The organism is Streptococcus sp. 32226D021BW (genome assembly GCF_053545015.1).
On record NZ_JBPPVC010000010.1, the window covers coordinates 1 to 15,323 of the forward strand.

General features: G+C 44.8%; 13 protein-coding genes and 2 pseudogenes. 3 read left to right on the forward strand and 12 right to left on the reverse strand.

What is annotated here, in order from left to right; all coding sequences use genetic code 11:
* Positions 1-636 (forward strand): annotated as a pseudogene (locus ACEE44_RS07180) (KxYKxGKxW signal peptide domain-containing protein); the annotation flags it as partial.
* Positions 637-2,219: 1,583 nt separating this feature from the next.
* Here ACEE44_RS07180 and ACEE44_RS07185 read toward each other — a convergent pair.
* The 10 genes and pseudogenes from ACEE44_RS07185 to ACEE44_RS07230 form a co-directional block, all read right to left on the reverse strand.
* Positions 2,220-2,312: pseudogene (locus tag ACEE44_RS07185) on the reverse strand (KxYKxGKxW signal peptide domain-containing protein); the annotation flags it as partial.
* 155 nt (positions 2,313-2,467) lie between these two features.
* Positions 2,468-3,223, reverse strand: coding sequence for a TIGR00266 family protein (locus ACEE44_RS07190; RefSeq protein ID WP_105118602.1), 756 nt, complete (start codon positions 3,221-3,223; stop codon positions 2,468-2,470).
* 331 nt (positions 3,224-3,554) lie between these two features.
* Positions 3,555-4,049: a beta-class carbonic anhydrase gene (locus ACEE44_RS07195; RefSeq protein WP_449171775.1), complete on the reverse strand. Its 495-nt coding sequence runs from the start codon at positions 4,047-4,049 to the stop codon at positions 3,555-3,557.
* A gap of 124 nt (positions 4,050-4,173) precedes the next feature.
* Entirely contained in the window at positions 4,174-5,541 is a 1,368-nt protein-coding gene (radA, locus tag ACEE44_RS07200) for a DNA repair protein RadA (RefSeq protein ID WP_449171825.1), read from the reverse strand.
* Between the two features lie 6 nt (positions 5,542-5,547).
* Positions 5,548-5,991, reverse strand: coding sequence for a dUTP diphosphatase (locus ACEE44_RS07205; protein ID WP_449171776.1), 444 nt, complete (start codon positions 5,989-5,991; stop codon positions 5,548-5,550).
* A gap of 28 nt (positions 5,992-6,019) precedes the next feature.
* A complete protein-coding gene (locus ACEE44_RS07210; RefSeq protein ID WP_449171777.1) occupies positions 6,020-6,544 on the reverse strand; it encodes a hypothetical protein in 525 nt (174 codons plus the stop codon).
* Between the two features lie 49 nt (positions 6,545-6,593).
* Positions 6,594-7,856, reverse strand: a complete 1,263-nt coding sequence (locus ACEE44_RS07215; RefSeq protein WP_449171778.1) for a S41 family peptidase — start codon at positions 7,854-7,856, stop codon at positions 6,594-6,596.
* 114 nt (positions 7,857-7,970) lie between these two features.
* Positions 7,971-9,755 (reverse strand): ABC transporter ATP-binding protein, encoded by a 1,785-nt coding sequence (locus ACEE44_RS07220; protein WP_449171779.1) that lies wholly within the window; start codon positions 9,753-9,755, stop codon positions 7,971-7,973.
* Complete coding sequence (locus tag ACEE44_RS07225; protein ID WP_449171780.1) at positions 9,756-11,462, reverse strand: ABC transporter ATP-binding protein; 1,707 nt, start codon at positions 11,460-11,462, stop codon at positions 9,756-9,758.
* Positions 11,455-11,904, reverse strand: a complete 450-nt coding sequence (locus tag ACEE44_RS07230; protein ID WP_449171781.1) for a MarR family winged helix-turn-helix transcriptional regulator — start codon at positions 11,902-11,904, stop codon at positions 11,455-11,457. The genes ACEE44_RS07225 and ACEE44_RS07230 overlap by 8 nt, the downstream gene beginning before the upstream one ends.
* A 226-nt stretch (positions 11,905-12,130) precedes the next feature.
* Here ACEE44_RS07230 and ACEE44_RS07235 point away from each other — a divergent pair, with 226 nt between their 5' ends.
* Both ACEE44_RS07235 and galU read left to right on the forward strand, forming a co-directional pair.
* Positions 12,131-13,147: an NAD(P)H-dependent glycerol-3-phosphate dehydrogenase gene (locus ACEE44_RS07235; protein ID WP_449171782.1), complete on the forward strand. Its 1,017-nt coding sequence runs from the start codon at positions 12,131-12,133 to the stop codon at positions 13,145-13,147.
* Between the two features lie 10 nt (positions 13,148-13,157).
* Positions 13,158-14,063, forward strand: a complete 906-nt coding sequence (gene galU / locus ACEE44_RS07240; RefSeq protein ID WP_449171783.1) for a UTP--glucose-1-phosphate uridylyltransferase GalU — start codon at positions 13,158-13,160, stop codon at positions 14,061-14,063.
* Positions 14,064-14,090: 27 nt separating this feature from the next.
* On the opposite strand, the gene ACEE44_RS07245 is transcribed toward galU, so the two are convergent.
* Positions 14,091-14,768: a rhomboid family intramembrane serine protease gene (locus ACEE44_RS07245; protein ID WP_449171784.1), complete on the reverse strand. Its 678-nt coding sequence runs from the start codon at positions 14,766-14,768 to the stop codon at positions 14,091-14,093.
* Positions 14,752-15,294 carry a 5-formyltetrahydrofolate cyclo-ligase gene (locus tag ACEE44_RS07250; protein ID WP_449171785.1) on the reverse strand — a complete coding sequence of 181 codons (543 nt, stop codon included), beginning with the start codon at positions 15,292-15,294 and terminating at the stop codon, positions 14,752-14,754. Before ACEE44_RS07250 ends, ACEE44_RS07245 begins: the two co-directional genes overlap by 17 nt.
* Positions 15,295-15,323: the final 29 nt, after the last annotated feature.

Consider the following 15,323-nt stretch of genomic DNA (forward strand, 5'->3'; position numbering starts at 1 on the left):
GACTCGGATACCGATTCTGAAAGGGATTCTGAAACAGACTCGGATACCGATTCTGAAAGGGATTCAGACACTGACTCGGATACTGATTCTGAAATGGATTCTGAGACTGACTCGGAAACGGATTCTGAGATGGACTCAGATACTGAATCAGAGATGGATTCTGAAATCGAATCGCTGACTGATTCTGAGATGGATTCTGATACTGACTCTGAAATCGACTCACTTACCGATTCAGAGATAGATTCAGATACTGATTCTGAAATTGATTCGCTTACCGACTCAGAAATTGACTCAGATACTGATTCTGACACCGACTCGGATACTGATTCTGAAATGGACTCAGACACTGACTCGCTGACTGATTCTGAGATTGACTCTGAGACGGATTCACTGATTGACTCAGATACTGATTCTGAGATGGATTCTGAAACTAATTCGCTGACCGATTCTGAGATGGAAACTGACAGGGAAATTGATAAAGACTCAGAGAGGGACTCACTAACTGATTCTGAAACAGAAGCTACCAAGGATTCCGAATATGATGACGATTCTGAAATCGAGACAGACTCAGAAATCAATTCCGATACCGACAATGATGTTGATTGCGAATTCGAAAGCGAAATGGACTGGGACTGAGATTGTGAGACAGAGCGCGATTCTGAAACAGATAGGGATTGACTTTGACTAATCGATTGTCGAATGCTTAAGGAGTTTTGGATGGACTCGGATGTTGACTGCAGAAAACTATTCATACTATCTGCTACGAAAGAAGCCTTGTACCCAATTAACATTCCGCTCAAATTGGTTCGACCATTTGCTTCATTATAAGTAGCATGAACATTCGAATCAGTTGGATGTAAAGCTGCCTGCACATATAGGGCAATATTGGCTAAACTCGAACCGACTCTTGTTGAAAATGTGTAAGTAATTGGACCAGAAAGAGTAACTTTGTCCGTTCCTAAGCTATAGTTATTCCCATAAAACCGACCTGTATAGTCTGTCGTACTTAAATTGGTTCCAAGCGTCTCACGATTCCGAATGCTCGTATCCAACAGTAGCGGAATACCATTTACCTGAATATTCTGAGGAGGACCCATTTCTGTAACAGCTGCGACATATAATCCAGCATAGGCTTCTGTCAGAGACTGAACGGGTTGGTAAGTCACTGTCCATTCAATAAGATTTGTAGTCGTATCAAGACGACCCTCAACTATTGAAATCTGGCGGTCCCTATATTTTGCAGAATGGTCTGACTCTGAAAATACTAATATGCTTGAAGACGCCCGTAGTTGGCTCCCGACCATTGCCGTTCTTGAAGTAAGTTGATTGATTCTTCCTGTCAAACTATTTGCCGCCTGAGCAATCCTCATGCTAATAGCATCCAGTTTGTCCTGTTCATCCACTCCTTCCTTCAAAACTTGATTTACCAGCACCACAGCATCATCCGCACCTTGCTTGGCCTCGAGATACTGTTGGTACTGTGTTGAAGATATCTCAATCGTATTAGGTAAGCTGTGCCCCATCGCCACCTGTAAAGCTGATACTGCTAAATGAAACCGACTTGTATCGAGCGATTTCGAGGTAGCAGTCATAGACTCTGAAGTAACATTTTCTGAAACAGACTCTGAAGTCATCTCAGATTGTTTCCCTTCCTCCAAATCGCTTTCAGAATTGGATTGGATTGAAGAAGACACAATACTACTATGTACGATATTTGAAGATGTAATGGTGTCTGATAGAGATGTAGAGAGGGATTCAAGCGATGATATTGTAGCGGATTCTGAAGCAAATGTAGAATAGGAAAGTGATTCCGATATTGATTCAGATTCTGATACAGATTCCGAACTAGAAATAACTTCAGATACAGACTGGCTTGTGGATATAGATATTGATTCGGATTGAGCAAGTGAATTCCCAAGCGACTCAGAGAGGGAATTAGCTAAGCTGGCGCTATCTATTTCTGCAGAATGAGAAGCTGCTGCACTTGAAGTAGTACTCATTGCAACCGAGTCCGTGGTCGCTAAAACGGTCTGATTAGTCTCTGAAACTACTATCTCCTCGGCCATTACAATTCCAGCTTCAGCATAGCCACCGATGATGACACCAAGGAGAGCTGCACTTTTATTATAAGCATCATTTCTCACCCAGTCTGATTGCTGATTTGAAAGCAGCTTATTATTGGTAAAATTTAATTTCTTAGTTTGAATACTTGAAAAAATAGTCCGCACCCAATTTTTCCCGGACTTATGCATCCTAACTCTTGTTTTTCTTGAAATTTCTACAATGTTTGTCTTTCTCTTAAAACGTCTCACAATTTTTTCCTTTAATACACAATACCCCTATAGTAAACTATTTTATGTATCAATGTCAAATTTGAAATATTGTTAATGCAGACAAATATTTTGGTGTTTCACTATTGACCAACAAGGATTCTGAAAAGACTCAACCAGCCTCGGCTGGTTGAGTCTTAAAAAATCGCATCAAGAAGAGATGTACTACCTCCTCCACCATCGCCACCTGTTACGATATGGCTACCGATAACTTGAGCAAAGGTTTCAATATTCAAGCTTTGTACATAGATTTCCCCATAGCCCGAGAAGGTATTAACAATCCCTTCGCCAGTACCAATGGATTGTAGGAAACCATTTTCCATGTGAATATCGTAGTTAAGGTCACGGCTCCAAGCTACCACATGGGCATTATCAATGGTAATACTCCCGCCATCCAATTCAATCTTCTTAATCGACCCGAAAGCATTTGCCAAGAGGGTACCCTTACCCTCAGTCGTCATAACAAAGAGGCCACCCTGACCACCAAAGAAGGCCCGACCAACACTTTGGCGTTCCATCTTATACTGAGCTGAACCATCAAGGGCAAGAAATGCGCCATCATTAAGGCGGTATTGTTCTGCCCCAAGTTCCAAGGCAATGACCTGCCCCGGAGTTGATGGAGCAAGAGCAATCTTTCCATCATCACTATTGGAAATGGCTTGCGTGATAAACATGGACTCACCTGATACCATAGAACGACCAATGGCACCTATGAGCTTACCAAAACCAGAGCCACCACGCGCATTAAGCTTGGTATTCAAGGTCACACTCGGCGTATGGTAGACCATGCTTCCCTGTTGGATATAAGCTGACTCCCCAGCTTCCAAGGCGATTTCTACCAAAGGAAATTGCATATTGCTGTCGATTGTGTATTTCATCCGATTATCTGACATGAGAAGGTCTCCTTGTTTTTGTACTATTTTTATAACACAATTCTACAACTAAAACAAAAACCTGTCAAGTATTTTTATAAAAAAATATGGGAAACTGCACTATCAGTTCCCCCGTTTTTATTATTATCTAGTCTTTCAGCATTAGGAAGTGAGCTACAGGTTGCTTTAATAGTCCAGCGGACTGTTGAAGGTTGGAAATCATACTTACGACAGTAAGTAACGTTCGTAGAGTACAGCAAAGCGAGTTCAAATAATCACAAATTATTTGAATCTGGAAATAAGGAAACGGAGTTTCCCCATACGTCGACGTAATAAAAGATAAACTGACAGACTAGATAACTTCTGTCATACGGCCCGTATCCACATCATAAACCGCACCAAAAATTTCAACGTCATCAGGTATGAGCGGAGATTGTTTCAAGAGAGCAATATCCTCCCGCACGCTTTCTTCAATATCTGTAAAAGGAAGAAAGTCCCGACCAGCTACATCCACTCCCAAATCCCGCTTGAGTTGAGCCGCAAAGTCCTCATTGGTAAAGGTCTGGGCACCGCAGTCTGTATGGTGAAGCACCACGATTTCCCTTGTGCCGAGCTGCTGCTGGGAAATGACTAGCGAGCGAATCATGTCCTCCGTCACGCGCCCGCCCGCATTCCGTAAAATGTGGGCATCACCCAGAGCCAATCCCAAGGCCTGCGCCACGTGAAGCCGTGAGTCCATACAGGTCACGATAGCCACCTTGGTCTTTGGACGAAGAGGCAAATGGTAATCACCATGCAGGTCAACATAGGCCTTGTTGGCCTTCATAAAGTTTTGAAAATAAGACATAGGACCTCCTTGTCTGATGAGAATTTCTGAAATTTTCAGAAAATAAGTTAATTCTAGCTTATCACATTCCCAACCATTTGTCGCAAAAAGAGGAGCGACTAGCTGTCACTCCCGAATATTTTTGTCACTTAAACACTTTCTGCAAGACTTCGCCAATGGTTGTCACGCCGATAACGGTGATTTCCTTGGGCACCTTGATACCTGTCAGGGAATTTTTGGGGGCATAGACCTTGGTAAAGCCCAATTTGGCGGCTTCGTTAATCCGTTGTTCAATCCGATTGACACGGCGGATTTCACCTGTCAGACCGATTTCGCCTATAAAGCACTCTTGTGGGTTGGTTGGCTTATCCTTGTAACTGGAGGCAAGGGCAACTGCGACCGCAAGATCAATAGCTGGCTCATCCAGTTTGACACCGCCTGCTGACTTAAGGTAGGCATCTTGGTTTTGAAGGAGCAGGCCTGCCCGTTTTTCCAAAACCGCCATAATCAAGCTAGCACGATTGAAATCCAAGCCCGTCGTGGTCCGCTTGGCATTGCCAAACATGGTCGGCGTCACCAGGGCCTGCACTTCGGCAAGGATAGGGCGGGTGCCCTCCATGGTCACGACAATGGCAGATCCTGTCGCCCCATCCAAACGCTCCTCCAGAAAGACCTCGCTAGGATTGAGGACTTCAACCAAGCCCTGCGACTGCATTTCAAAAATGCCGATTTCGTTGGTGGAGCCAAAGCGGTTTTTGACCGCCCGCAAGATACGGAAGGTGTGCTGCCGCTCGCCCTCAAAATAGAGAACGGTGTCTACCATGTGCTCCAAGGTCCGCGGTCCAGCCAGGGTGCCTTCCTTGGTCATGTGGCCGACGATAAAGGTTGCGATGTTGTTGGTCTTGGCAATCTGCATGAGTTCATTGGTCACTTCACGGACCTGACTGACAGAGCCTTGCACGCTGGAGATGTCAGGGCTCATAATGGTCTGGATAGAGTCGATAATCAGGAAATCTGGCTGAATCTTCTCAATCTCGGTCCGAATGCTCTGCATATTGGTTTCCGCATAGAGATAGAACTCGCTGTCGATGTCACCCAAACGCTCCGCCCGCAACTTAATCTGCTGGGCAGACTCTTCCCCCGACACATAGAGGACCGTGCCAATGGTCGAAAGCTGGGTAGAAACCTGCAAGAGCAAGGTGGATTTGCCAATCCCTGGATCGCCTCCGATCAAGACCAGACTGCCTGGCACCACACCGCCACCGAGGACACGGTTGAACTCCTCCATGTTGGTCTTGGTGCGGGCCACTTGAATAGAGGAAACTTCATTGAGTTTCATAGGTCGGGTCTTCTCACCTGTCAGGCTGACCCGCTCGTTCTTGACTTCAGCGACTTCCACTTCCTCGACAAAGCTAGACCAGGAGCCACAGTTGGGGCAGCGGCCCAGATACTTGGGTGAGTGGTACTCGCAAGATTGACAGACAAAGGTTGTTTTTTTCTTAGCGATGATGATTTCCTCCTACTTCCCCGTCGATCCAAATCCGCCCGTCCGAACACCGTCGGCCTGGTCGCCGTCAGCCAAGAGGAAGGGGGCAAAAACAGCCTGTACAATTCGCTCACCAGCCTCCACCACAACGATTTCTTCTGTGATGTTTCGCATCTGGGCAAAGATGTGACCTTCATTGGCTGGATTGCCATAATAGTCACCGTCGATAACCCCAACCGAGTTAATCAAAACCAGCCCCTTCTTGCGAGGGTTGGACGAACGGTCGTAGAGATAGAGGACCTCGTTGACCTGCATATAGGCCTTGACACCCGTTGGCACCAGCTTAATCTCACCTGGCTCCAAGCTGACGGTCTCCGCAGCCTTCAGGTCGTAACCTGCTGCGTGGGCTGTCTCACGTTTTGGCAATAAGTTTTCATCTGTAAACTGGCTGACCAGTTCGAAACCACGGATTTTCATAAGGACTCCTTACATTATTTTCTTCTTTTTATTCATTGTATTCATTCGCATTTTTCGTCACAAATGCAAAAAGTGTGGTTAGGGGAAAGGCGTACTCGTCATCAAAGCGGGCTGCACGTAGCCACGAGTCTTGGTCAACCTTGCGAAGATAGACACTACGAGGGAAGGTAAACTCTTTCTCCAACTGAGGCGACAGCAGGCAAATAGCTCCGTCTGGTGATTTTCCTTGGGAGAGTACGGTATCCTGGCTGACTTCCTGTTCCAACAAGGCCAGGCGAAGATAAACTCCCAGAGGAGCTGGCGGTAATTGATACCCCATCTCCACGGCTCTCTCCTCTATCTGAGGAGCAGTCGCTTCCCTATCAAATCCCATGTCGGCTAGGCTGACAATCTCAACTAAACACTTCTGTTTCTCCACCACTTCTTGATAAGTGGGGTGAGCTAGGTAGGTCTTGAAATAATCATTCACTAAAATCCCCTTGTCATCTAAGTAGGCAAGGATTTCTTCTTTTTTCAGGGGAAATAATTCAACTCGAACGCTCTGTTTTTTCATAGGTCTATTATACAGGAAATAGAGGGTAAAACAAAGACCTACTAGTAAACTAGAAGATCTCGCTGGTTTGAATCAGTTTCAAAACATAGTCCAAGTCTACATCTCTTTCCAAATGCTCAGGTGTCCAGGGAATGTAAATATCTGGCTCAACGCCTCTATCTGTCATCCCATTTCCCTTGTCAATTTCCAAACTACGTGAGGTCGGATACATCAGGTAATCGTCGCCAAATTCTGCAAAACAGCAGTTGGAATAATCTAAGATACCCAAGGTCGCCCGCCCAACCACTGTGACTTTTGGAAGTGGTTTAAAGGTTTGGACAAAATTATCTCCTGAAGAGGCACAACGAACATCTGACAGGATATAAATCTTATTCGGTCCACCTTCAAGTCCTCTATATTCTGCCAAGTAATCTTCCTCGTCATCTGCACAGACAAAGCCAGCACCCTGATGTACTTCCAAGTCTGCCAACAAACTTTCTGTAAAGGCTCGACTTTCTGCTGAAAGATGAGGATCCCGCAAATCCTGCTCGAACAACTTACGTCGGTGAGCAACATTTGTCGGTGTATAGAGAATCTCCATGCCTGCCTCATCCGTCACCATATCTTTGTAGGATTTCCCTGCTGGCAAGGCATATTTGAGCAAGGGCCAATAGAGTGAATCACTGCCACCACTGTTGACACGGACATCAATAATCAAGTTTTTTACCATGGGCAACAGAGGCTCTATCTGGGTATAGAGCTGTCCAATTTTCTCTTCGTCATAAAAGTTCTCCATTTTCATATAGAGAGTGTGGTCGTCTAGCCAGTTCCAAGCAAATGCTTCCTGCTCTGCTGAATCTTGACAATCTCCAATCTCTACTTGCAAGAACTGACCATTACGAAAAAGACTGACCTGCTCTGCTTTTTTGACCAAATAAGCCCACTCCATGTACTGTCGCTCAGGCGTCGGACTGACAAAAAAGGCTTGGTGCTCCTGATAAACTTGGTCAAGAGGTTGACCACCTATGGCGATAATGCGGTCGCCCACCTCAAGACCGTTGCCACTATCACTGTCTAGCACATAGAGGGAATCTTCATGCCGACGCAGGAAAGCACCCAATCTTGGTGCGACAGGGGAATGGTACCAGATATGACCCAGCACACCAAAGCTAGCTAAGTAAGTCCGAACCAGATAGATAAAGTCTTCTTTGGGCAAGTCTGTCAGTAACTGGTCACGATAAGGAGTCGGATCCGCCCCCTTTTTGTCCTTTTTAGTAGACGAATCTTCCTGCATGATGCCTACAATCGTATCAAATATATCTAATTGAGTCATAAGTAGCTCCTTCAAAATATAAGTCTATTTCAGTATAATCTGTCGCCAGGCTGATGTCAAGACTGGAAAAGTCTGAAACAAAAAAAGGCCTGTTGAGACCTTTTTCTATCTTCCCTATTCAAACACAAACTGGTTGTGGTAGAGTTCGGCGTAGAAACCACCCTGTTTAAGAAGCTGGCTGTGGTTGCCTTGCTCAATCACTTTTCCGTCTTTGAGGACGATAATTTCATCCGCATTGAGGATGGTTTTGAGGCGGTGGGCAATGACGAAACTGGTCCGTCCTGCGATAATAGCCTCCATAGCCTTTTGAATTTTGGCTTCCGTTACAGTATCAACGTTAGACGTTGCTTCGTCCAAAATCAAGACTTGTGGATCTGTCAAGAGCGTACGGGCAATGGAAATCAGCTGCTTCTGACCAGTTGAGAAGATATTCTCATCATCGGTCACAAAGGTTTCATAACCCTCTGGCAAGCTCATGATAAAGTCGTGGATATGAGTGGCACGAGCTGCGGTTTCCACCATTTCCTGCGAAATGCTCTCATCACCGAAGCGAATATTGTCCGCAATAGTACCCGAGAATAGCACTGACTCCTGCAAGACAATGCCGACCTTATCCCGCAAACTGTCCAAGTCATATTCCCGAATATCACGACCGTCAAAGGCCACGCTACCACCGTTGACATCATAGAAGCGGTTAATCAAGTTCATAATGGTAGTCTTACCAGATCCCGTCGGACCAACGACTGCCACCATTTTGCCCTTAGGAGCAGAGATAGATACCTTGTCCAAGACCTTCTGGCCTGGTAGGTAGCCAAAGTCAATGTCCTTGATTTCAACACCTTCTTTTAATTCGGTAAATAGCGGAGCGTTTTGAGGACGAACTTCCTCAGGCTCATCAAACATTTCCTGAATACGATGAGCTCCTGTGAAAGCTAGCTGCAATTCTGCCCAGCTGGCAGCAACCTGCATGATTGGCTGGTAATACTGTTGCGAATACTGAACAAAGGTCACCACCAGACCAAGTGCAGCAGCTGTTTCCAGTGAGCTATCATTGAGAACAATGCTAGAGCCTGCAAAGATAACAATGGCCGTATTGACCAAACTCATCCCATTCATAAATGGGAAGAGAATCCCACCAAACAAGCGTCCCTTGAAGGTTGTACGACGAACTTCTTCATTGAGCTCCAAGAAACCATCAATCGTCTCTTCCTGCACACCTTGTACAATAATCGCTTTTTGTCCAGAAATTTTCTCGTCCATGTAGGCATTGAGCTTAGACACCGCAGCCTGTTGCTTATCAGTATATTTACGTGACAGACGGATGATAACCACCAAGGCAATCAAGGCAACTGGCGTAGAAGCAATGGTCACCCAGGCTAAGCGAGTATCCTGACGGAACATCATAATAACCATTCCGACATAAAGGGCAATGTTGGTCACCACTTGGGTCAAGGACTGGTTAAAAGCGTTTTGGATATTGTCCAAATCACTGGTAAAACGAGAAAGAATATCTCCGTCCTTGTGACTATCAAAGAAGGCAACTGTCAAGCGTTCCAACTTACCAAACAAGCCCTTACGCATACGGTTGGTCGAATGAGCCACGATACGCGTGAAGAGAAGAGTGTAAATCAAGGAAGCCACAACCGTCGCCGCATAGGCAAAGAAAAGATTGAGCATAACCCCGTTAAAATCAGACAGGTCCGGTTTGAAATCTGACTGACCCATTTGCACCGAAGCAAAATAAGCCTGCCCGATTTTCCCCATTTCTGTAATGGCATTTCCAAGGAAAACAGGTGTCTTAACCTGCAAGTAGGTCGCTGCCACAATGGCTAAGAAAATCACAGCAAAGGACAGCTTATAGCGTTTAAAATAAAACCAGAAAAAACGTAAAGTTTTCATCTATTCTTCCCTCCCTTTCTGTGTTTCGTAGATTTCGCGGTAGACATCATTTGTCGCTACCAGCTCGGCGTGGGTACCTTGGCCGATCAGACGACCTTCGTCAAGAACCAAAATCTTATCAGCTTTGACAACAGAAGAAATCTTCTGGGCAACGATGACAGTTGTTGTCCCCTTCAAATCATGGTTGAGAGCCTCTTGGACTAGTTTCTCAGACTTGGCATCCAGGGCAGACGTTGAGTCATCCAAAACCAAAACCTTAGGCTCGCCAATCACCCCACGAGCAATGGACATCCGCTGCTTCTGACCACCAGAGAAGTTATTTCCACGTTCTTCTACTTGACTCTCATAGGTATCATCCAAGCGGTCGATAAATTCTTTGGCTTGGGCAATACCTGCGGCCCGCTCCAAACGTTGCAAATCAGCACCAGGTGCCCCTTGACGCAGGTTGTCCGCAATGGTTCCCGAGAAGAGAATAGCCTTTTGCAAGACAATCGATACCGTATCACGCAGGGTGTTCTTGCTGACTTCTTTCAAGTCCCGACCACCGATGGATACCGTTCCTTCTTGTGGATCAAACAAACGCGGAATCAGTTGAGCAAGAGTGGATTTACCCGCACCTGTTGCACCAACCACACCGACCATTTGCCCTGGCTCAATCTCAAAGGAGATATTTTTCAACGTCGGCTCTGTATCGTGTGGATAGGTAAAGCTAACATTGTCAAAGACAATCTTACCAGACAGTTCTTCATCCGCCACATCCTTGAAGGTCATAGCAGGCTCCGTATCCAAGATCTCGCTGATCCGCTTAATAGAAATGGCAGCACGTGAAGCCTGCATCCCCATAAAGCTAGTCATGATAATGGCAAACATGATTTGCATGAGGTAGCTCATAAAGGAAGTAAAGCCACCAACTGCTTCCAAGTTGGTTTCCAACATCCCGGACACCAAGTAGAGGGATGCAAAAATCGCCATGTAAGAGATAAACATCATCAAGGGTTGCAAGATAGCAAAACCATAGCCGATAAAGAGATTGAGGTCCAAGAGTTCATTGGATACATCTTTGAATTTCTTGTACTGGTTTTTCTCTTGAACAAAGGATTTGACCACACGGATTCCCCGTAGGTTTTCCTTGGCAATGCTATTCATCTTGTCCATGAGGGACTGGAATTTCCCAAAACGTGGTCCCATCTGCCCCATGACAACTGCCATAATAGCCATAATCAAGACCACCATGAGAATAATCATCCACCAGAGTTCTGGCATGGTCCGCACCGCCATGATAAAGGCTCCGACAAACAGCAATGGAACCCGCATCAACACTGTGAAGAGCATCATGACAAGATTCTGGATTTGATTGACATCGTTAGTCATCCGAACAACCAAGTTCCCTGCATTAAACTCTTCGATATTTGCATAAGAGAAACTTTGAATTTTCCGAAAAGTCTTCTCACGAATATCTGCAGATACCCCTTGTGAAATCTTAGCTGCAGCAATGGTATTGACAAGCCCTGCCAAAAGACCAATTCCAGCAATAATCAGCAGTAATTTGCCCACACGAACAATTTCATCCTTGTCATTGGCCAAGACTGCTGTCAAGACATCCTGCAAATAACTAGGTTGCATCAAGGTCGTTGCTACGACAATTGACGTCAGCAAGACCGATGCTAAGGCGTACCATTTATAGCGTAAAATGGCTTCTTTAAACATGATTCTTCTCCTTATAGCGTTGAATATTTACTTTTAACTGATTGCCTACCTGTTTAACCAAATCAAAGTCTTCTTTTTGAATGCCCCAAAAAAGTGAATGGTGCATTTCTTCATGGAAGGCTTTCAGGTGACAGATTTTCCCTTGTCCTTTCTCTGTCAAAACCAACCGCTTGAAGCGTTTGTCAACCTGAGAAGGCAGGACTTGGATAAAGCCATTTCTTTCCATTCGCTTGACCAGATTGCTGGCAACCGATTTGGAAATCTTCAAATCTGTTTCTATATCTTTGACAAAGGTTTCAATGTCTGACCGCTCCGCTATGAAAAGCAAGGCCCAGCCCTGCGGCCCAGCTAGGTGCTCTACATCGTATTCTTTAGCAATGGTTTCACTGATTTGTTCAATCTGATTGAGCAAGTTCCGAAAATCTGCAATAGTATGTCCCAAGATAGCTCCTTTCCAATCAATTAATTAGCATGAGAACTATTATAGTTCTCTTAGGAACTATTGTCAATGATTTCATCTCCAATTTTCTGAAAATGGCGCCGGTTTTCATACTTCCTGCTGGAAGCATTTTTCTTTATCAAAGCAATATTTGACATGACTTGCAAGCTTTTATTTTTTGCTTATGGTATAATAGTAAATAAATTAACTCAACTAGAAAGGATTTTCTATGACCAAACAAACTATTGCTATCTTGGGACCCGGTTCATGGGGGACTGCCCTGGCTCAGGTTCTCAACGATAACGGTCATACTGTCCGTATTTGGGGAAATATTCCCGAACAGATCGACGAAATCAATGAACAGCATACCAATACCCGCTACTTTAAAGATATTGTCTTAGATGAGAATATTAAAGGCTACAAGGATTTGACAGAAACACTAGACGGAGTTGACGCTATTCTCTTTGTTGTTCCAACCAAGGTGACCCGTCTGGTTGCCAAACAAGTTGCTCAAGCCCTTAAACACAAGGTTGTTGTCATGCATGCTTCCAAAGGTCTGGAACCAGATAGCCACAAACGCTTATCTGAAGTCTTGGAAGAAGAAATTCCTGCAGATCTCCGTTCAGAAATCGTTGTGGTTTCTGGACCAAGCCATGCAGAAGAGACTATTGTCCGTGACTTGACCTTGATTTCTGCAGCTTCAAAAGACTTGGAAACAGCTGGCTATGTGCAAAACCTCTTCAGCAACCATTACTTCCGACTTTATACCAACAACGATGTCATCGGGGTAGAAACTGCTGGAGCTCTGAAAAATATCATCGCTGTGGGTGCTGGCGCTTTACACGGACTTGGTTATGGTGATAATGCCAAAGCAGCTATCATTGCCCGTGGCCTTACAGAGATTACCCGCCTTGGAGTTGCCATGGGAGCCAATCCCCTAACCTACAGTGGACTGTCTGGTGTCGGCGACTTGATTGTTACAGGAACCTCTGTCCACTCACGCAACTGGCGGGCTGGTGATTTGCTTGGTAAGGGTGAAAAACTGGAAGAAATCGAAGCCAACATGGGCATGGTTATCGAAGGGATTTCTACTACCAAGGCAGCCTACGAGTTGGCACAAGAATTAGGAGTGTATATGCCAATCACCCAAGCTATCTACAGCGTGATTTACAAAGGCACTAGCATCCAAGACGCTATTAAAGAAATTATGTCCGGCGAATTCCGCCACGAAAATGAATGGTCATAAAGGAGACGCAATGACAAAAAAAGTTAGAAAAGCTGTCATCCCAGCAGCTGGATTAGGGACTCGTTTCCTACCTGCTACTAAGGCTCTTGCCAAAGAAATGTTGCCAATCGTTGATAAGCCAACCCTTCAATTTATCTTTGAAGAAGCCCTTCGTTCCGGTATCGAAGATATCTTGGTCGTAACAAACAAGTCAAAACGTTCCATCGAGGACCACTTTGATTCAAACTTTGAGTTAGAGTACAATCTAAAAGAAAAAGGGAAAAACGACCTCTTGAAATTGGTTGATGATGCCACTGCCATTCGCCTACACTTCATTCGCCAGAGTTATCCCAAAGGGTTGGGGGACGCAGTCTTGCAGGCCAAGGCTTTTGTTGGAAATGAGCCGTTCGTTGTTATGCTGGGCGATGACCTCATGGACATCACAGACGATACCGTTAAACCAATCACTAAACAACTGATTGAGGACTACGAAGCGACCCATGCTTCAACACTTGCAGTTATGCCAGTCCCTCATGAAGAAGTTTCTTCATATGGCGTCATTGCACCACACGGTGAAGGTATCAATGGACTATATAGTGTGGATACCTTTGTAGAAAAACCAAAACCAGAAGATGCACCGTCTGACTTAGCCATTATCGGTCGCTACTTGTTGACGCCTGAAATTTTTGATATTTTGGAAAATCAAGAAGCTGGTGCCGGCAACGAAATCCAATTAACAGATGCCATTGACACCCTCAACAAGACCCAGCGTGTATTTGCTCGTGAATTTACAGGAAAACGCTACGATGTCGGAGATAAATTTGGCTTTATGAAAACATCAATTGACTACGCCTTGACCCACCCACAAGTCAAAGATGACGTGAAAGACTACATCATCGACCTTGCTAAACAATTCCAAACTGAAGAAGAAAAGTAAAAAACTAGCAACCGCTAGTTTTTTTACTTATATCACATAAAATATACCTAATAGCACCGCAATCAAGCCCCAATAGCCAATGAAACTGAAAAAAATCTGTTTTCCTGTAAAGAGATTTTTTTCCATAAGAGGAGGAAGGAACATCACGACCAAACAACCTCCGATAGCTCCTCCAATATGTCCTGCCATACTAATGGTTGGATTGAAAAGACCTAGAACTAGGTTAAGCCCCAAAAGAACCATGTAGCGTTGACCAAGAACCTGCAGATAGGGACTACGACTGAATTTCCTCAAAAGTGCCATGGCAGCAAAAAGACCAAAGAGCGAGGTCGAGGCACCTGCACCAACTACATCTGGTGTAAAAAAGAGAACAAAAAGATTGCCCATTATCCCAGACAAGAGATAAAGGAGAAAGAAGCGCCGTGGTCCAAACAGTCCTTCTAATTGATAACCCAAACCAAGCAAGGTAATGCTGTTAAAGATAAAATGTTCCCAACCAATGTGGACAAAGATAGGAGAAATTAAGCGCCACAACTGAGTCGGATCATAACGCACTACTTGGCCATACATGCCACCAAATTCAAAAATTGTATAGGCTGCCGTCGTCTTCCCAAAGCGAAATACTTGTATCAAAAGAAAAACAAGAGCCGTGACTGCCAACAAGCCATTGGTCACAGGGTAGCGCTTATCAAAAAAGTTCTTCAAAAATCAACAACTCCTTTACTGGAATATCAAATACATCTGGTTCGAAATCATAGACTTGAAAGTCTGCCAAGGTCGATACCATCTCCCCCTGATAATCTGCTAGGTAGCGATCATAAAAACCACCACCATAGCCCACTCGAAAACCCGCTTGATTCCAAGCTAAACCAGGCACATGGATCAACTTAACCACAGACTTATCCACAGGTTGTGAATAAGTTCCAGGTTCCCAAACTCCAAATCTGGATTTCACCAAATCATCAGGATTATATTCTACAAAATCCATGCGCCCTTGTGAATAGGTCTTAGGGATGAAAATCTGCTTACCATCCTTTTGAGCCTGTTCAATCAGGTAAGAAGTGTCGAACTCATGGGACATGGAAAGGTAGGTCCCAAGCGACTTTGCGCCTTGATATGCCTCCGAAGCAAGGAGGCGTTCCGTCAACTGCTGGCTCCATCTGGCTCGCTGACTACTAGGCAGACCTTTCAAGCTCTGCAAGACCTCTTGCCGAATGCTCTTTTTATCCACAGAAACTCCTTTTCTTTCAGAAAAAGACT